The sequence below is a fragment of the Capnocytophaga sp. G1920 genome, from assembly GCF_051417515.1.
The window spans coordinates 55,191-72,213 of the sequence record NZ_JBPRKH010000004.1 but is presented as its reverse complement, the minus strand read 5'-3'; the positions used below and the strand labels follow the sequence as shown (position 1 = coordinate 72,213).

The window sequence follows — 17,023 nt, the reverse complement described above, 5'->3', positions numbered from 1 at the left end:
ATAAGCTCCCTACTACTAAAAAAGGGGTTATTTAAAGAATAAATGCGGGAAAAGAGTTTCGATTGGTTTCTTAACGAAAGCTATTTTTAATGTTGCTCTGAGAAATCCCCAACCATAACTAAAAAACTGTACCAGAAGTGCCCAAACCGATAAAAATCCTATCTTCACACTGCGGTTCTCTCGGGCACTGTCCCACCCTATCAATATAAAATAAGAAACGTATACAAGCAAGGGAGCGATGTGTCCAAAAAAGGCTAACAGTATAGCGCCACAAAGTCCCAAGTCAAAGCAAGTAGGCAACCAAAAAGTCAGCTTGCGCGTTTGTGGGTGCCAATGGTTAAGGATAGCCCGCGTTTGTCCAAATTTGCTCACTTGGGTGCGGAATTTCGCCCACGAAATGCGCCGTTTGTGAAACACAAAAGCAGTAGGAATAAAAGCCGAATCAAAACCCTTTTCCCAAAGGCGTATCACTAAATCAGGGTCTTCACCAGGGTGTATTTTTCCAAAACCTCCCGTCGCCTCAAAAGCTTTACGCGATAAACCCATATTAAAACTGCGAGGTTCAAACCGCTGAATACGCTTTTGGCTACCGCGAATGCCCCCCGTAGTCAGCAAAGAAGTCATCGTATAGTTAATAGCTTTCTGAATATCGGTAAAGTCATCGGTAGCAGTATCCGAGCCCCCAAAACAATCTACGTAATGGGCTTGCAAGAAGTCATCTACCGCTTCCAAATAATGAGAAGGCAAAATGCAATCGGAATCTAAAATGAGAAAATAATCGTGTTGAGCGCGTTGCATACCGTAATTGCGAGAGTCACCAGGGCCTGTGTTAGGTTTAGGAAGATAGGTGATTGATAAATCGTTTTGGTATTTTTTACATATCTGCTCTGAGGTAATAGTAGAGCCGTCCTCTATCACTACTACTTCAAAATCACCTTCGTAAGTTTGTGATGCAAGGCTGTTTAGCAGTTCGTCAAGTTCCTCAGGGCGATTGTATATAGGGATAATAAAACTATATTTCATCTGTTAAAGTAATGTTAAAATTAAAAGATTTTGTAACATCTCTATAATACCATACGTATAATATGCGTATAAGAATCGACAAAAATAAGGATTTTTTCTGAATGAGACAACTAAAAATTACCAAACAGGTAACCAACCGTGAAACCGCGTCTCTTGATAAGTATTTGCAAGAGATTGGTCGTGTAGATTTGATTACTGCTGATGAAGAGGTAGAATTGGCACAACGCATTAAGGCAGGCGATGTAGCCGCCTTAGAAAAACTCACCAAAGCCAATTTGCGCTTCGTGGTATCAGTAGCTAAACAATACCAAAACCAAGGGCTTACCCTGCCCGACCTTATCAACGAAGGAAACTTAGGGCTCATTAAAGCAGCACAACGCTTCGACGAAACCCGTGGATTCAAATTCATTTCCTACGCCGTATGGTGGATTCGCCAATCTATTCTCCAAGCCTTAGCCGAACAATCGCGTATTGTGCGCTTACCGCTGAATAAAATAGGTTCTATCAACAAAATTAACAAGATGTATGCTTACCTCGAGCAAGCCAATGAACGCGTACCTTCAGCCGAAGAGATTGCGCGCGAACTTGATATGTCGGTAAATGATGTGAAGGAATCTATGAAGAATGCAGGTCGCCACATTTCTATGGACGCACCTTTGGTAGAAGGAGAAGACTCTAACCTTTACGACGTGATTCGCAGTAACGAGTCACCTAACCCCGATAAAGCTTTAATATTAGATTCTTTGCGCACCGAGATAGAGCGTGCGCTCGAAACGCTTACCCCTCGCGAAGCCGATGTAGTTCGTTTGTATTTCGGTCTTTCCGACCAGCACGCAATGACCCTCGAAGAAATAGGTGAAACCTTCGACCTCACCCGCGAACGTGTACGCCAAATCAAAGAAAAAGCAATACGTCGCCTTAAACACACTTCCCGCAGTAAAATTCTAAAAACATACTTAGGATAATGATTAACGGTTAGTGGATAATGATAAATTAACCACTAACCGTTAATCATTAATCATTATCAAATGGACTACACTTGGGACTTTAAACCACTACCACCGCAAGCCATTGTCGCTACTTTGCAACAAGAGCTCAACATCAGTGAGCCTTTGGCTATTCTTTTAGCTCAACGAGGCGTGACTACTTTTCAGCAAGCAAAAGATTTCTTCCGTCCTACACTCTCACAATTACATAATCCTTTCCTGATGAAAGGAATGAAAGAAGCCGTTGCTCGTTTAGATCGAGCCTTAAAAAGTAACGAAACAATCCTTATTTATGGTGATTACGATGTCGATGGTACTAGCGCCGTTTCTTTAATGGAGCGCTATCTCAGCAACTTTACTTCTAAATTGTACACCTACGTCCCTGACCGATATACCGAAGGCTATGGTATTTCTTTTCAAGGAATAGACTATGCCGAGGCGCAAGGTTGTACCCTCATCATTGCGCTCGACTGCGGTATCAAAGCCATTGACAAAGTAGAATATGCCAAAGAAAAAGCCATTGACTTTATTATTGCCGACCACCACCGTCCTTCGGAACAAGTGCCAGATGCTATTGCCGTGCTCGACCCCCAGCAATCTGATTGTCCTTACCCATATAAAGAACTCTGTGGTTGTGGTTTAGGGTTTAAATTAGCCCAAGCTTATCACGAGTATTTACAACGCCCGTTCAGCGAACTCATTCCCCTTTTAGACTTAGTAGCCGTTGCTACTGCTGCCGACATCGTACCAATGGACGGCGAGAATCGCTGCTTGACGTACTTTGGTTTAGAAGTGCTCAATAATAATCCATCGGCAGGCGTAAAAGCGCTTTTTGGTGAGCATCAAGGTAAAATTACCATAACCGATGTAGTGTTTAAAGCAGCACCTCGTGTGAATGCAGCAGGACGTATAGAACACGGCAAATACGCCGTTGCTCTCCTCACCGAAACTGATGAAGAACAAGCCATACTTAAAGCTAAGGAAATAGACGCACTTAATACACATAGGAAAGAGCTGGACAGCAGTATCGCCACCGAAGCCCTCAACCAAATAGAGGCAAATGGCGAGCAAGAACACTATACGTCGGTAGTGTTTAATGAAGAATGGCATAAGGGGGTGATAGGTATTGTCGCCTCTCGCCTTATAGAGCATTATTATCGTCCTACGGTAGTCTTTACTAAGAGTGGTAATAAGTATGCTGCTTCAGCGCGTTCGGTACAAGGATTTGATATTTACGAAGCTTTGGAACAATGCAGTGAGTATTTGGAGCAGTTTGGTGGTCATAAATACGCTGCCGGACTCACTTTGCGTCCTGAACAGTATCCGCTTTTCAAAAATGCCTTTGAAGAAGTAGTAAAGCAAACCATAGACTCTTCGCTTCGCTTTCCTAAACTCTTTATAGATACCGCTTTGCCATTGAGCAAACTTACCCAAAAGTTGTATAACGTACTCAAACAGTTCGAGCCTTTCGGTCCTCTAAATCTCCCTCCGCTTTTCTATGCCGAAAACGTAATAGATACCGGCTTTGCTAAACGTATCGGTAAAGATGAAGAACACTTAAAACTCACCTTAAAAGAAGTAGGTACTACCTCGTATTACGACGCAGTAGGCTTTGGTTTAGCACATAAACTCCCCATAGTAACCTCTGGCAGACCTTTCAGCATAGTATATTCAATAGAAGAAAATCAGTGGAATGGCAGAGTAAGTTTACAGTTACAAATAAGAGATATAAAATAAAAAAGAGGTTATTAGAATACTATTCCAATAACCTCTTTTTTTTATTTGTTTCCTTACCTATTTCAAAGCCTCTAACGCTTTAACGTAGTTAGGCTCGTCTGTGGTTTCAGCTACTTGTTCTGTATAAACCACTTTCCCTTGCTCATCTAAAACTATTACACAACGTGATAATAACCCTTTTAAAGGAGTATCAGTAAAGACAATAGGGTAATGCTTTGCAAAATCACCTCTAAAGTCTGAAAGCATAGTGAGATTGTCTATTCCTTCAGCAGCACAAAAGCGAGTAAGTGCAAAAGGAAGGTCTTTAGATACACAAAGGATAGCTACATTGCTGAGTTTAGAAGCTTCCACGTGAAATTTGCGCACAGAAGTGGCACATACACCTGTATCTACACTCGGAAAAATATTTAGTACAACTTTCTTTCCTTGAAAGTCTTTGAGTGTTACTTCAGCTAAATCATTCCTTACAGCTGAAAAATTAGGAGCTATAGTACCCACTATGGGAAGTTCTCCAACAGTATGAGCTGGTTGTTCGTGAAACGTAATATTTGCCATAAAATATAGTTATTATTAATAATATGGAAATAAAACAAAAATAATGCCAAGTATTAAGTTTATAATAGGATTATTATTGAATACTTTCTGCAATGATATAACCACCCGTCCACGCATTTTGGAAGTTAAACCCTCCAGTAATAGCATCAATATCTAGTACTTCTCCTGCTAAATAGAGCTGAGGGTATAGCTTGCTCTCATAAGTCTTAAAGTTGATTTCAGAGAGTTTTACACCACCTGCTGTTACAAATTCTTCTTTGAAGGTAGCTTTGCCCTCTATGGGAAAACGATATTGGGTAAGAGCTTCAGCAAGCCGACGCAATTGTGTTTTGTTGAGTTCTGCCCACACTTGTTCAGGAGCGATATCTGCATTTTCTAAAAGAGCAGACCATAAGCGTTTGGGGAGTTCAAAAAGTGAGAAACTTTGCATTGTTTTGCGTCCGTTGTGTTGTTTAAACTCTTGGAGAACAGAGAGCGTTTCGTCATAAGAAAGCGCCTCTGTAACGTTAGCGGTGAAATTTACTTCCATTAAGCATTGGTAGTTACATTCAGCTAGCACACGAGCTCCCCAAGCCGAGGCGCGCAATACCGCAGGTCCACTAAAACCTGTATGAGTGAAGAGTAGTGGAGCAGTTTCGGTTATTTTTAGTGATTTTCCTTCTTTGCTAAGCAAACGTACAGACGCATTTACAGTAATACCCGATAGTTCTTTTGTCCATTGGGTGGAAGTATGAAAGGTAAATAACGAAGGGACTGGTGCTATGATGGTATGCCCCAAATTAGCTAACAATTGCCATATTTTAGGGTTACTGCCAGTGGTAATGACTATATTTTGAGCAATGTAGGTCTGTTTGGGTGTACTTACTTGCCAACCTTCGGGAGTAGGAGAGAAGGCTTGTACATTCTGCTCAGCGAAGAGCTCTATATGGTGTTTTTTTATTTCGTTGAGGAAGCAATTTACAATGCTCTCCGAAGTATTAGAAATAGGAAATACACGACCATCAGCTTCAGTTTTGAGAGGGACACCGTGAGCTTCAAACCAGTCTATTGTATCACCACACATAAAACGGTAGAAGGGACTGAGGAGTTCCTTACTGCCACGAGGATAGTTCTTTACGAGTTCTTGGGGAGTAAAAGTAGCGTTGGTGAGGTTACAGCGTCCTCCACCTGAAATGCGCATTTTGTGGAGTACTTCTTTGCTTTTTTCGAGGATAGCAATCTTAAAGTTAGGGTGTTTTTCAGCAGTATTAATAGCGGTGAAGAAGCCAGCAGCTCCTCCACCGATAATAAGAAGGTCGTACATAGTTATTTTACCCCAATAAAATTGAACTTATCGTCAAATTTAAGTTCTTGATCGTCGGTAAGTTCTGCTTCATATTTCTTTTTACTAAGGTTGCGCGATACTTCTTTGATAGATTCAAAAGGGAAAGTGGCACGTACGTGTGCTAATATTTTTTCGGGTACTACGTGATCAGGCACTTTGCCGTGACGAGCTTTAAGCTCTTTCCAATCGCCATCTCCGTTAAACTCTATTTCAAGTCCATCGCGAAAGATGACGGTGTACTCTTCGTCCTTGTAATCGGTGTCTTTCCATACCGAAGCGATGTGGTCTACCAAAAAATGCTCGCGTACAAAGTTGATAGCATCAGCAGGGAGGTCGTTAAAAGTTACTTTTTTGTCCTGTGCTGAGGCTACGCTGAAGGTAAGTGTAGCAGCAATGAGTAATAAAAATCGTTTCATTTTAGTCGTCTATTTTTAAGAATTTACCATTTAAGTTAAAAATGAGTTCTACCCCGTTAGAAAGGTCTACTTCGTATTTAGTACGCCCTTTTTTAATTTCTTTAACGATTACATTAGGGTAGTTTTTGTGCACATACTTAGTAATTTTTGTAGGAACAATCTTGGGCGAAACTTGTCCGTTGCGTGATTTCACTTCTTTCCAATTGCCATCAGCACGAAACTCTATTTCTGTACCATCAGCAAAGAGCACGGTGTAGTCCTCTACTTTGCCTTTCTCGGTATCTTGCCATACCGAAACGATACTATTAGCAGAAAAATGTTGATTAATAAAACTTTGTGCACTAGCAGGCAAAGTACTTATAGGTACAAGACCTTCGTCTTGAGCGGTAGCTACTCCAAAAGCAAGTAAAGAGAAGACTACTGTTGATAATGTTTTGAATGTATTCATCTTTTTATAATTGATATATTTAAGGCGACAAAAGTAGCTAAAAATAAAAAAAGTACCAAATGAATGGTACTTTTTATTAGTCATCTATTCTTAAAAATTGTCCTTTAGCATTGAATTCCAAATCGAGTCCGTTAGCGAGCTCTACCTCATAGCCATAGCGTTTCTTTTGGATTTTGTAGATATCCGTTTGAGGGTAGGTTTTCTTTACGTACTGAGCGATACCATTAGGAATGAGTTTTGCAGGTACAGCCTGAGTGCGAGTTTTTACTTCTTCCCAGTCGCCATTGCTATAGAATTCAATTTGAGTGCCATCGTTAAAATACACTTTGTAATCTTGGTCGTGGAAATCGTCGTCTTTCCATACCGATGCGATATCATTTACTTTAAAGTATTGTTTCACGAAAGCTTGCGCCTTAGCTGGCAATTGTTCAAAAGTAATAGGAGTGTCTTTAGCTGATACATTTTGCACTGCTATTACAGTCAATAAAAAAGTGGTGATAATTGATACTAATTTTTTCATCGTTTAATCTGTTTTTAAGTTTAACGGGGCAAAGATACTACCTAATTTGGGAAAGAATTGGGAATAATTATCCTTCCATCTACCATCACCAGCTTTCTATCTGCCATAGTAGCCAATTCTTCGTTATGGGTAACGATTACAAATGTCTGCTGGAACTCATTACGCAGTTGGAAAAAGAGTTGGTGTAGTTTTTCAGCACTTTCGGAATCGAGGTTGCCACTGGGTTCATCAGCGAATACTACCGAAGGGTGGTTCATCAAGGCGCGTGCTACCGACACTCGTTGTTGTTCGCCTCCTGAAAGGGCATTGGGCTTATGGTCAGCACGCGAGGTGAGGTGCAAAAAGTCTAAGAGCTCCATCGCGCGCTTTTCGGCTTCTTTCCTGCCTACCCCTTTGATGAGTGCAGGAATGCAGATATTCTCCAAAGCAGTGAACTCGGGCAACAACTGGTGAAATTGAAAGATAAAGCCTATGTGTTCATTGCGGAATTTTGCCAAGGCTTTGGAGGATAACGACAATATATCCGTACCATTAATCACCAACGACGATGGTTTATTGGCATCTGGACTGTCCAAAGTACCTAAGATGTGTAACAGGGTAGTTTTTCCTGCTCCTGAAGCTCCTACTATCGATACGATTTCGCCTTTGGCAACATTCACCGATACGCCTTTGAGCACTTCTAAATCTTTATAAGTTTTATGAATATTGGTAGCTTGAATCATTTATTTGGCATTTTGATAGATATATACTTCGGTAGCGCCTATGCCGTATTTGGCATATTCGGCATCGTAGAAAGTAACATTAGAATAACGCCCCAACAGGAATTCTAATTCGGTGCGCAACACGCCTTCGCCTACTCCGTGAATAAACACTACCCGTTGGATACGCTGTGCAATGGCAAACTCTAACTGCCGACGAGCGGTTTCGAGTTGTAGGGTAAGCATATCGTAGTTGGTCATATTCTTAGTAGAATCGACCAGTTGCTCAATGTGCAAATCTACTTCCATTGGAGGGATATTACGCTCTTTTTTAGTGAGTGGCGATTTGTTCTTTCGCTTGCTCACTACATCTTTGCGCAAACTCTCTTCATCTATATTGGTAAAAGCACCTTTTAAAGGCGCTTCCTCTTCAATAACTATTATTTCCTCAGGGCGGTAAGTTAATTCAAACCCCTCAGTAGTAAGCACTGTTACCTGCTGAGGCGTAAGGCGCACGATGTGTCCTTTAATGGTATCGTCTAATACTTCTATGTAATCTCCTATGTTCACAGTGCGAGGTGTGAGCCGTACGGGCAGTTAATTTGTTAGTTTGTAAATTTGTAAATTGTCCCATTTTAGAGACACGAAACGTCATTCGTCACTCGTCATTCGTCTTCTGGGTTTCTTATTTTCGTCGCTGGGTCTTGAAAATCTTCCTCATTTTTAGAGGGTAGGTTGCGCGAAATGCGATAGATACCTATCATCAGTAGGCTTATACCTATGATGAGTAACGCTTGGTCGTATTTGGGAAAAAGATAACGCGACAGTGCTACCAATATCCCTAAAATCATTAATATATAATTCATAAATTCCATTTATCAATTTGCTCATTAGCTCATTAGCTAATTGCCAATATTCCTTTTGCGAGTTCAATCATTCTTGGGTCGCTCGTGTGTTTGTTAGGCTCGTCTGAAAGTTTTACAGTAGGTACCCACTCGTTATCGCTGGTAAGTACCCCAGTGAGCTTCATCACTATGTTCATCGGACGTAAGCCTACATCATTAGTGAGGTCGGTACCTATCCCAAATGAAATACCTATTTTACCTTTACAAGCTTCGGTAATTGCTTGTACTTTCTTAGGGTTAAGTCCGTCAGAGAAGATAATGTATTTAGAGAGTGGGTCTATCCCCATCTTCTTGTAGTGTGCTATTGTCTTTTCGGCAAAGACTATAGGGTCGCCACTATCGTGACGCACACCGTCGAACAACTTGCTGAACTTCTTATCGAACTGCTTGAAAAACACATCGGTAGTATACGTATCCGATAGTGCTACCCCAAGGTCGCCACGGTACACATCCACCCAGTGTTCGAGAGAGAGTGCATTAGCCATTTTGTAGCTGTACTCAGCTGCGTGGAACATAAACCACTCGTGAGCGTGAGTACCTATCGGTTTTACCTTGTATTTCATCGCAAAATGCACATTGCTGGAACCTATAAAGGTTTGGTTGTAGCCTTCCATTAAGGTATGCATCACGATGTCGTGCACGTGATACGAATGGCGACGACGGGTACCAAACTCGGCAAATACCACTCCTAATTCTTTGTATAACAATTCTTTTTCACGAGTATTAGCTATCACTTGCTCATCTGTCCAAGCGGTCGCTTTGGTGAGTTTATAGAAGAGCTCGCTAATTATAGAAAGTAGGGGCACTTCCCAAAGTATCGTGCGATACCAATAGCCCTCAACAGTTACCTGCAAGTCGCTACCGTTTTGTTCGATATGTACTTCCGAAGGGTCATAGCGATACCCTTCCAAAAAGTCTAAATACAGCGGACTCAAATAGGGGCAGTTATCTATCAAAAACTGCTTTTCGGCTTTGGTGAGTTTCAGTTTTGCCATATTGTTCACCTCTTCTCTCAAAGCCTCAGCAAAGCCATCGGGGAATTCGTGTTTGCCACGGTTGATAAAAGTGTAACGTGCTTTGTTTTTAGGAAATAACTGCACTACGCCACATTGCATAGTGAATTTGTAAAAATCGTTGTCTAATAATGAGTTTAGGATTGCAGACATATATTTTCAATTAACAATTTACAATGGATAATTAGTAAGTTTAAAAAACTTATTTTGGGCAAAGATAATAAATAAATTGCAATTATAACCGATTGCTTCCTAATTCTATTCCACCTATTTTTCGTCTTAGCTTTGGTTTAGATTCGCCTTAGGTTCGCTTTAGCTTCGATTAAAAAGGAATTAAATGTAGATAGCAATAATTTAGAATGATTTCTCTACTTGATTCAATGCTTCCAAGATAATATCACAGCCTTCTTTTATTTCTTCTTCTGTAAGGGTAAGTGGAGGAGAAAGTCGTACGGCGCGGTGTTCAAACAACAGCCAATACACAATGAGTCCCCTATCTTGACAGTAATTCACTACAAAATCGGCGATTTCGGCAGTCTTAACGATAACTGCTAACATCAGTCCTTTACCGTTCACGCTTTCAATGAGTGGGTGTTGCAAATACTTGCGGAAGAGTTTTTCTTTCTCTAAGGTTTGAGCCATTAGGTCGGTAGTGAGGAGCTGATTGAGAGTTGCCAACGAGGCTGCTGCTATCACAGGGTTGCCCCCAAAAGTGGTGATATGCCCCATTTTAGGACTGTTTGCCAATAGTTGCATACGCTCATACGACGACACGAATGCCCCTACCGGCATACCGCTTGCCATACCCTTGCCTATTGCGATAATATCGGGGGTAAAGCCATAGTTTTGGAAACCAAAGAGCTTGCCGGTACGTCCGAAACCTGGTTGTATCTCGTCGATGATAAGCAGGGCTCCCACTTCTTCACAACGGCGTTTTACCTTGATAAGATAGTCGTTTTGGGGTTCGATAAATCCTGCTCCTCCTTGGATACTTTCCAAGACTACCCCTGCGGTGCGCTCGGTGATTTTGAGGATATCGGCTTCGTTGTTGAACTCTATAAAATCTACATCAGGGATAAGCGGACGATAAGCGCGTTTGCGTTCTTCATAGCCCATTAGGCTCATCGAACCTTGTGTATTGCCGTGGTAGGCGTTTTTGGCAGCGATAAGTTGAGTTCTACCCGTAGCGCGTTTGGCTAATTTTACTGAGCCCTCAATAGCTTCCGTACCGGAGTTTACCAAATAGGTAGTATTGAGCTCTGGTGGTAACTGTTCAGCAAGGAGTTTGCAGAAATCTACTGCTGGTTTTTGTACGTACTCGCCGTATACCATTACGTGCATATAGGTAGCACACTGCTCTTGGATAGCCTTCACTACCGCAGGGTGACAATGCCCTAAGGTGCAAGCCGATACGCCTGCCACAAAATCTAAATAACGCTTGCCATCGGTAGTGTAGATATAGCTACCCTCGGCACGTTCTACCTCCAACAATCGCGGATAAGGCGAGGTAGGGGCTTGATATTTTAAAAAATCTTGTTGTTGATTCATTATTTTTTTTCACTATTTACTCTCCAAGAGTCTTAATTATTATCTAACATTTTTATTATCTGGCATTTCTTCCATCATTGTCTTTGTAAGTTCTTCTGCTTCTATCCAATGAATTGTTAAATCAATAAGTTGTTTCAGAAAAGACAAGTCCTTATCTTCCCAAACTCTTATATAATGAGTTTCATCATTCCCCAACCATACAGCACGTTTTGCAACATTTTTAATATTAGTATCACCAATATGTTTATTGATAACCTGCATTAAAGGTGTTTTTTTTATACTTTTTTCTTCTGAAGGATTATTTTTTATAGCATAATCCTTTATGAGAAACTCTAATGCTTTTCTATATCCAACGCCTGTAATTTGATCAAGCATATTTTGCTGAGCAAAATACGCTTGATTATAGATAATAGAGAATTGAGGAGATATTGTTTTTATAATCTCGCTAAATTCTTTTTCTAAAAAAGCCCCTATAGATATCTCTCTTAGAACGCCTTTGTAATAATAAGCTATAAAACCTTTATTACAATCACTATTAGTACATTGAAAAAAAGCTTCAACTATTTTTGTTCCAAAATTATAATAATCTAACCCACTTATATATTTAGGTATTTGATACTTATGACAATGGGGACAAATATCCGGATATTTATCTATATTTTCAGCATATTCATTATGTGTTATAATTTTCATATTTACAAATTCTAATATTTTTTCACTTTTTCAAAATCCTTAAGTATAACAAAGTATGCGGTGTATGCATTGTCAGTTGCTAATTTCAACTTTGCCAAAGTGTGAAACTTTGCCAGAGTATGCGACGCAACCATTGTCAATTGTCAATTATCAATTGTTAATTGTCAGAAAGCAATCTATCCAAGCTTACAATGTCTTGAATGAGCACTTGTCTTGCCTTACTGCCTTCAAACGGACCTACTACACCTGCGTGTTCTAATTGGTCGATGAGGCGACCTGCGCGGTTGTAACCTAATTTTAGTTTGCGTTGCAAGAGCGAAGCCGAACCTTGTTGGGCATTCACTACCACTTCGGCAGCTTCGCGGAACATAGGGTCACGCTCCGAGGGGTCGAAGTCTAAATCTACACCCTCTCCCTCAGGTCCTATATACTCAGGAAGCAAGTACGCATCGGGGTAAGCACGCTGTGCCCCAATAAAGTCGGTAATGTGTTTTATTTCGGGGGTATCTACAAAAGCACATTGTATACGTACGGGTTCATTTCCTTGCGAGTAGAGCATATCACCTCGTCCAATGAGCTGTTCTGCTCCTGAGCCGTCCAAGATGATTTTAGAGTCTATTTTAGAGCTTACCTTAAAGGCAATACGCGTAGGGAAGTTGGCTTTAATAATACCAGTAATCACATTGGTCGATGGGCGTTGAGTAGCGATAATCAAGTGAATACCAATGGCTCGGGCAAGCTGTGCCAATCGTGCAATAGGAAGTTCTACCTCCTTGCCTGCTGTCATTATCAGGTCGGCAAACTCATCTACCACCAATACGATGTAAGGTAAGAAGCGGTGTCCCTCGTTAGGGTTTAGCTGTCGCGCTTTAAACTTAGCGTTGTACTCTTTGATGTTCCGCACTTGGGCATTTTTCAGCAGTTCGTAGCGGTTGTCCATCTCTATACAAAGGGAGTTGAGCGTGTTCACCACCTTTTTGTTATCGGTAATAATTGCTTCTTCACTATCGGGCAATTTAGCGAGGAAGTGACGTTCTATACGCTCAAATATCGAGAGTTCTACCTTTTTAGGGTCTACTAACACAAACTTCACTTCGGCTGGGTGCTTCTTGTAGAGTAGCGAACTGAGCACTACATTTATCCCTACCGATTTACCTTGTCCGGTTGCCCCCGCCATTAGTAGGTGAGGCATTTTGGTAAGGTCGGCTACAAAAGTTTCGTTGCTAATTGTTTTTCCGAAGGCGATAGGCAGTTCCATTTCGGCGTGTTGGAATCGCGGTGCAGTAATCATCGTGCGCATATACACCATTGTAGGCTTCTTGTTTGGCACTTCAATACCTATCGTACCTTTCCCTGGAATAGGTGCGATAATACGAATACCAAGTGCTGCCAATGAAAGGGCTATGTCGTCTTCTAAGTTCTTGATTTTTGCAATACGTGTCCCCGCTTCGGGTACAATTTCGTAAAGAGTAACGGTAGGACCTATGGTCGCCTTTATCTTCTCTATTTTAATTTTGTAATCGTTCAGCGTTTGTACGATTGTATTCTTGTTTTCCTCCAATTCTTCTTGGTTAATAACAATACCACTGTCTTTGGGGTCGTCTAAGAGGTCGAGTGTAGGGAAACGGTAATCGCTAAGTTCTAACGTTGGGTCATACTCTCCATAGTTCTCTACCAATTGCTTAGCCAGAGCCTCGGGGTCTATTGCCTCTGTTGGCTGAGTAGGCGTTACTGTAAAATCAGGTTGTTCCTCTTCGGGAATATTAGTGATTTCTAAACCTCCCTCTTGTCCATCAAGGCGCGGAATTTCCTTTTTATGGGTAAAAGGGTCTAACTTTTCGTTTTCACCTTGTGGAATGATAAAATCTATTTCGCCCTCATCAGTAGTAAATTCTATGGAATTAGGCTCTTTTTCTATACTTTCAAAGCTGTTTTCCTCCTCATCGCCTTGCTCCTGTTCTTCTTCGTCTTCGCGTTTCAGTTTAGAGAATGTGTTTTGGAAGAAACTAACAGCCTTTTCAGTAGTGAGATTTAGTTTGAAAATGGCATAGAGTACCACTATAAGTACCAAAAGAAGTATAGTGCCCAATTTGCCCAAATAGTCTTGTAGAAAATGGTTTAGTTCATAGCCCGAAACACCTGCTAATATGGTAGCTTTCCCTCCCAAAAATCCTAAGGCGGTTGAAGTGAATACCATTAACAGAATCCCCCAGAACCAGCGGTTTAGCAATGGCTTTTTCATATTTAGGATAAGTTTCATCCCTGATAGAAATAGAAGCCACACAGGAAAGATAACTGCCAGTCCAAAACCTTTATATACAAATAACTGACCCAAATAGGCTCCTATCTTACTGCCTATATTGTCAGCAATTTCTTCCCGATTGCTCAAATCTGCCCATCCACTTTGGTCAGTCTGCCACGAGAAGAAGAATGACGAAAAGGTAAATACCAAATACAGCGATAGCAGTACTAAAAATACGCCAAAAGCCAATTTGCGCTGTTGAGGTTTATTAGTATCCTTCTTCTTCTTTTGTGTTTCTTGTGGTTGTTTCTTTTTAGCCATTTATAGTTAAGCGTTTTTTCAATTAAATTTTATGTAACGTCAGTTCAAATGCGTTTTATATACTTGATTCTGAACCTCATTTATGCTAATTTCTGAGATGTAGTCTCACTCCTTGTATTTCACTTCTTCCAAAAACTGCACCTCATACAAGTTGCGGTAATAGCCGTTTTCTATTTGCAACAACTCCTCGTGATTGCCTATTTCCACTATCTTCCCTTTGTCTAATACTATTATTCTATCAGCTTTTTTTACGGTGGTAAGGCGGTGTGCAATGATGATGGACGTGCGTCCTTCGGTCATCTTATCGGTAGCCTCTTGTATGAGCTTTTCCGAATGCGAATCTACTGAAGACGTTGCCTCGTCCAAAATAAGAATTTGCGGTTTGTGTACGTAGGCGCGCAAGAAAGCTATCAGCTGGCGTTGTCCTGCCGAAAGCATAACCCCACGCTCTTTCACGTTGTAATGATATCCCTCTGGCAAACTCATCAAAAAGTTGTGAACTCCTATACTCTTAGCAGCCGCAATCACTTCCTCTTCGGTGATAGCAGGATTTTTCAAGGTGATATTGTTGTAAATACTATCGGCAAATAGGAATACGTCTTGCAACACGGTAGCAATGTGCTCTCGTAGCGAACTGAGAGTATACTCCTCAATGTTCACCCCATCGATGTAAATCGCCCCCGAAGTCAAGTCGTAAAAACGGTTTAGCAAATTAGTGATAGTGGTCTTCCCTGCACCCGTTGCCCCTACAATCGCAATGGTTTCGCCTTCTTTTACTTCAAAACTAATGCCGTGCAAGATTTCTTCCCCTGCTACGTATTCAAAACGGACGTCTTCAAACTTAATATTACCTTTCACCTCCTTCAACTCTTTCTCACCTCCGGTTTCAGTATCCGTTTCAGTATCCAAAATAGCAAATACGCGGTCAGAAGCGATAATGCCCATCTGCAAAGTGTTGAACTTATCGGCTATATGCCTAATAGGTCGGAATAACTGTTGCGAAAGCTGTATGAAAAGGAAGATATTCCCTAAGTCGTACACGTTATCCCCTATAATTTGCCGACCGCCAAACCACACAATCAGCGCAATGGTAATCGATACACACAAGTCGCCAATCGGAAAGAAAATAGAGTTGTACCATATCGTTTTCAGCCACGCCTGTTTGTGTTTCTCGTTTATCTTTTTGAAATTCTCCAATTCTTCGCGCTCTTGCGCAAAAAGTTGTAATACTTTAATACCCGAAATGCGCTCTTGTACAAAGGCGTTTAGGTTTGCCACTTGGTGACGTACCTCCACAAAAGCAGCGTTCATTGAACGTTGAAACCAACGCGTAAAGTACAAAATCAGAGGCATCGTAGCATAGCTGATAAGCGCCAATTTCCAATCAATCACAAACATTACAATCGTGATAACAAACATTTTCAGTATATCGCTTGCCATCTCAAAAAGCCCCGAACTGAAAATTTCGCCTATCCGTTCCATATCGTTCACCGCACGCGTTACCAATACCCCTATGGACGATTTGTCAAAATACCGCATCTTAAAGCGCAACAAGTGCGCAAAAAGCTTTTCTCGCACATCGCGTATTACCGTTTGTCCTAGCCAGTTAGAGTAATAAGAAAACAGAAACTGCATTGTTACTTCCGCGCATAGTAAAGCTATGAGTATGTACACAATGCGCACTAAACCCTCGTAATCCTTAGGAGTGATATAATTGTCAATCGCTACTTTTATCAGGTAAGGTTGTGCGGTCGAAAAGATAGACGATAGCACTGCAAAGAGAGCTACGGCTATAAATACCCCACGATAAGGTTTTACAAAGCGCGACAGCTGACGAAAAGTATGTTTAGTCCGAGATGTTTTTTCTGACATTGTTTTCTTTTAAGGTGGCAAAATTACGAACTAATTCCCAAATCCCCAAATTTAACACTCGTCATTTATTCCCCGTTTCTTCTATCTCACCCCAGTTCTACCTCGTCTCACCAGTTCTCATTTGCTAATTTTCAAATCTGCTAATTAAATTGTCTTTCGTGCTACGACTATATAAAAAAATCGCTACAACCTGTGTAGCGATTTTCCTTATAAAAATTTAATAACCAAGTTACTTAGTAACGTTTGTTACTTCTACTGTCCACTCAGCGGTATTGCCATTAGCTGCCTCAATCTTGTATTTATGTGGGTTTGTCCAGTCTCCTGGAGTGCCCAATCGTGGTGCATCGCCTATCGGGAATACACGAGCAGCGGTGGAAACCGATAGAATAACAGTGAGATTAGCTTTGCTTACTTTATCTCTTTCCACGGTCGGGAAATCGCTATTGGCAGCAGGTACTGTTACTTCTATTTTTACAGTTTTATCGGTCTTGTTAATCTCCTTCTTGTTCACTGTTAAATTGATGAATTTCACAATCTTTTGGTTACTTGCCTTCGATATTTCATCGCTGATAAACCGATATTCCACTCTGTCTACATTGGTAACATCATTTTCTTCAAAGGCAGGCAACTCTTCCAAATTGCTTTTCAAACAACTGTTAAAGCCTATCGCTAAGATAGCAAAAAGTGCATATAATATATATCTTTTCATTTTTCTTTCGTTT

General features: G+C 41.0%; 17 protein-coding genes. 2 read left to right on the top strand and 15 right to left on the bottom strand.

The genetic code is table 11. The features are described 5' to 3' along the window. Positions 1 to 27 precede the first annotated feature (27 nt). Positions 28 to 1,023: a glycosyltransferase gene (locus ACSQ7D_RS03985; RefSeq protein WP_437135449.1), complete on the bottom strand. Its 996-nt coding sequence runs from the start codon at positions 1,021 to 1,023 to the stop codon at positions 28 to 30. A gap of 101 nt (positions 1,024 to 1,124) precedes the next feature. Here ACSQ7D_RS03985 and ACSQ7D_RS03980 point away from each other — a divergent pair, with 101 nt between their 5' ends. Then, positions 1,125 to 1,988 carry a sigma-70 family RNA polymerase sigma factor gene (locus tag ACSQ7D_RS03980; protein WP_002673542.1) on the top strand — a complete coding sequence of 288 codons (864 nt, stop codon included), beginning with the start codon at positions 1,125 to 1,127 and terminating at the stop codon, positions 1,986 to 1,988. Positions 1,989 to 2,051: 63 nt separating this feature from the next. Further along, complete coding sequence (recJ, locus tag ACSQ7D_RS03975) at positions 2,052 to 3,746, top strand: single-stranded-DNA-specific exonuclease RecJ (protein ID WP_437135448.1); 1,695 nt, start codon at positions 2,052 to 2,054, stop codon at positions 3,744 to 3,746. Positions 3,747 to 3,803: 57 nt separating this feature from the next. Here the strand turns inward: recJ and tpx are convergent, their stop codons facing one another. The 14 genes from tpx to ACSQ7D_RS03905 form a co-directional block, all read right to left on the bottom strand. Beyond that, positions 3,804 to 4,301: a thiol peroxidase gene (tpx, locus tag ACSQ7D_RS03970; RefSeq protein WP_278590047.1), complete on the bottom strand. Its 498-nt coding sequence runs from the start codon at positions 4,299 to 4,301 to the stop codon at positions 3,804 to 3,806. A gap of 73 nt (positions 4,302 to 4,374) precedes the next feature. Continuing rightward, a complete protein-coding gene (locus ACSQ7D_RS03965; RefSeq protein ID WP_437135447.1) occupies positions 4,375 to 5,604 on the bottom strand; it encodes an NAD(P)/FAD-dependent oxidoreductase in 1,230 nt (409 codons plus the stop codon). A gap of 2 nt (positions 5,605 to 5,606) precedes the next feature. Beyond that, positions 5,607 to 6,041, bottom strand: coding sequence for a PepSY-like domain-containing protein (locus ACSQ7D_RS03960; protein WP_009421883.1), 435 nt, complete (start codon positions 6,039 to 6,041; stop codon positions 5,607 to 5,609). A 1-nt stretch (position 6,042) separates the two neighbouring features. Next, complete coding sequence (locus ACSQ7D_RS03955; RefSeq protein ID WP_053581837.1) at positions 6,043 to 6,489, bottom strand: PepSY-like domain-containing protein; 447 nt, start codon at positions 6,487 to 6,489, stop codon at positions 6,043 to 6,045. A gap of 76 nt (positions 6,490 to 6,565) precedes the next feature. Beyond that, complete coding sequence (locus tag ACSQ7D_RS03950) at positions 6,566 to 7,009, bottom strand: PepSY-like domain-containing protein (protein ID WP_437135446.1); 444 nt, start codon at positions 7,007 to 7,009, stop codon at positions 6,566 to 6,568. Positions 7,010 to 7,050: 41 nt separating this feature from the next. After that, positions 7,051 to 7,731: an ABC transporter ATP-binding protein gene (locus ACSQ7D_RS03945; RefSeq protein WP_437135445.1), complete on the bottom strand. Its 681-nt coding sequence runs from the start codon at positions 7,729 to 7,731 to the stop codon at positions 7,051 to 7,053. Further along, entirely contained in the window at positions 7,732 to 8,277 is a 546-nt protein-coding gene (locus tag ACSQ7D_RS03940; RefSeq protein ID WP_437135444.1) for a Smr/MutS family protein, read from the bottom strand. A 95-nt stretch (positions 8,278 to 8,372) separates the two neighbouring features. Then, positions 8,373 to 8,573 carry a hypothetical protein gene (locus ACSQ7D_RS03935; RefSeq protein WP_048746587.1) on the bottom strand — a complete coding sequence of 67 codons (201 nt, stop codon included), beginning with the start codon at positions 8,571 to 8,573 and terminating at the stop codon, positions 8,373 to 8,375. A gap of 32 nt (positions 8,574 to 8,605) precedes the next feature. Next, positions 8,606 to 9,778 (bottom strand): nicotinate phosphoribosyltransferase, encoded by a 1,173-nt coding sequence (gene pncB / locus ACSQ7D_RS03930; RefSeq protein ID WP_437135443.1) that lies wholly within the window; start codon positions 9,776 to 9,778, stop codon positions 8,606 to 8,608. A gap of 201 nt (positions 9,779 to 9,979) precedes the next feature. Then, a complete protein-coding gene (locus ACSQ7D_RS03925; protein WP_178976885.1) occupies positions 9,980 to 11,173 on the bottom strand; it encodes an aspartate aminotransferase family protein in 1,194 nt (397 codons plus the stop codon). Between the two features lie 39 nt (positions 11,174 to 11,212). Next, the gene (locus tag ACSQ7D_RS03920) at positions 11,213 to 11,866 is read right to left on the bottom strand and encodes a DUF4145 domain-containing protein (protein WP_178976884.1); all 654 of its coding nucleotides are present in this window, start codon (positions 11,864 to 11,866) and stop codon (positions 11,213 to 11,215) included. Positions 11,867 to 12,023: 157 nt separating this feature from the next. Further along, on the bottom strand, positions 12,024 to 14,429 hold the full coding sequence (locus ACSQ7D_RS03915; RefSeq protein ID WP_437135442.1) for a DNA translocase FtsK 4TM domain-containing protein: 2,406 nt from the start codon (positions 14,427 to 14,429) through the stop codon (positions 12,024 to 12,026). Between the two features lie 105 nt (positions 14,430 to 14,534). Further along, a complete protein-coding gene (locus tag ACSQ7D_RS03910; protein ID WP_264852996.1) occupies positions 14,535 to 16,301 on the bottom strand; it encodes an ABC transporter ATP-binding protein in 1,767 nt (588 codons plus the stop codon). Positions 16,302 to 16,530: 229 nt separating this feature from the next. Next, on the bottom strand, positions 16,531 to 17,010 hold the full coding sequence (locus tag ACSQ7D_RS03905; RefSeq protein ID WP_009417582.1) for a DUF5018-related domain-containing protein: 480 nt from the start codon (positions 17,008 to 17,010) through the stop codon (positions 16,531 to 16,533). Positions 17,011 to 17,023: the final 13 nt, after the last annotated feature.

Bases quoted from the DNA above. Each gene is read 5' to 3' on its own strand.
- ACSQ7D_RS03985 (WP_437135449.1), bottom strand. From the start codon at position 1,023: ATGAAATATAGTTTTATTATCCCTATATACAATCGCCCTGAGGAACTT.
- ACSQ7D_RS03980 (WP_002673542.1), top strand. From the start codon at position 1,125: ATGAGACAACTAAAAATTACCAAACAGGTAACCAACCGTGAAACCGCG.
- recJ (WP_437135448.1), top strand. From the start codon at position 2,052: ATGGACTACACTTGGGACTTTAAACCACTACCACCGCAAGCCATTGTC.
- tpx (WP_278590047.1), bottom strand. From the start codon at position 4,301: ATGGCAAATATTACGTTTCACGAACAACCAGCTCATACTGTTGGAGAA.
- ACSQ7D_RS03965 (WP_437135447.1), bottom strand. From the start codon at position 5,604: ATGTACGACCTTCTTATTATCGGTGGAGGAGCTGCTGGCTTCTTCACC.
- ACSQ7D_RS03960 (WP_009421883.1), bottom strand. From the start codon at position 6,041: ATGAAACGATTTTTATTACTCATTGCTGCTACACTTACCTTCAGCGTA.
- ACSQ7D_RS03955 (WP_053581837.1), bottom strand. From the start codon at position 6,489: ATGAATACATTCAAAACATTATCAACAGTAGTCTTCTCTTTACTTGCT.
- ACSQ7D_RS03950 (WP_437135446.1), bottom strand. From the start codon at position 7,009: ATGAAAAAATTAGTATCAATTATCACCACTTTTTTATTGACTGTAATA.
- ACSQ7D_RS03945 (WP_437135445.1), bottom strand. From the start codon at position 7,731: ATGATTCAAGCTACCAATATTCATAAAACTTATAAAGATTTAGAAGTG.
- ACSQ7D_RS03935 (WP_048746587.1), bottom strand. From the start codon at position 8,573: ATGAATTATATATTAATGATTTTAGGGATATTGGTAGCACTGTCGCGT.
- pncB (WP_437135443.1), bottom strand. From the start codon at position 9,778: ATGTCTGCAATCCTAAACTCATTATTAGACAACGATTTTTACAAATTC.
- ACSQ7D_RS03925 (WP_178976885.1), bottom strand. From the start codon at position 11,173: ATGAATCAACAACAAGATTTTTTAAAATATCAAGCCCCTACCTCGCCT.
- ACSQ7D_RS03920 (WP_178976884.1), bottom strand. From the start codon at position 11,866: ATGAAAATTATAACACATAATGAATATGCTGAAAATATAGATAAATAT.
- ACSQ7D_RS03915 (WP_437135442.1), bottom strand. From the start codon at position 14,429: ATGGCTAAAAAGAAACAACCACAAGAAACACAAAAGAAGAAGAAGGAT.
- ACSQ7D_RS03910 (WP_264852996.1), bottom strand. From the start codon at position 16,301: ATGTCAGAAAAAACATCTCGGACTAAACATACTTTTCGTCAGCTGTCG.
- ACSQ7D_RS03905 (WP_009417582.1), bottom strand. From the start codon at position 17,010: ATGAAAAGATATATATTATATGCACTTTTTGCTATCTTAGCGATAGGC.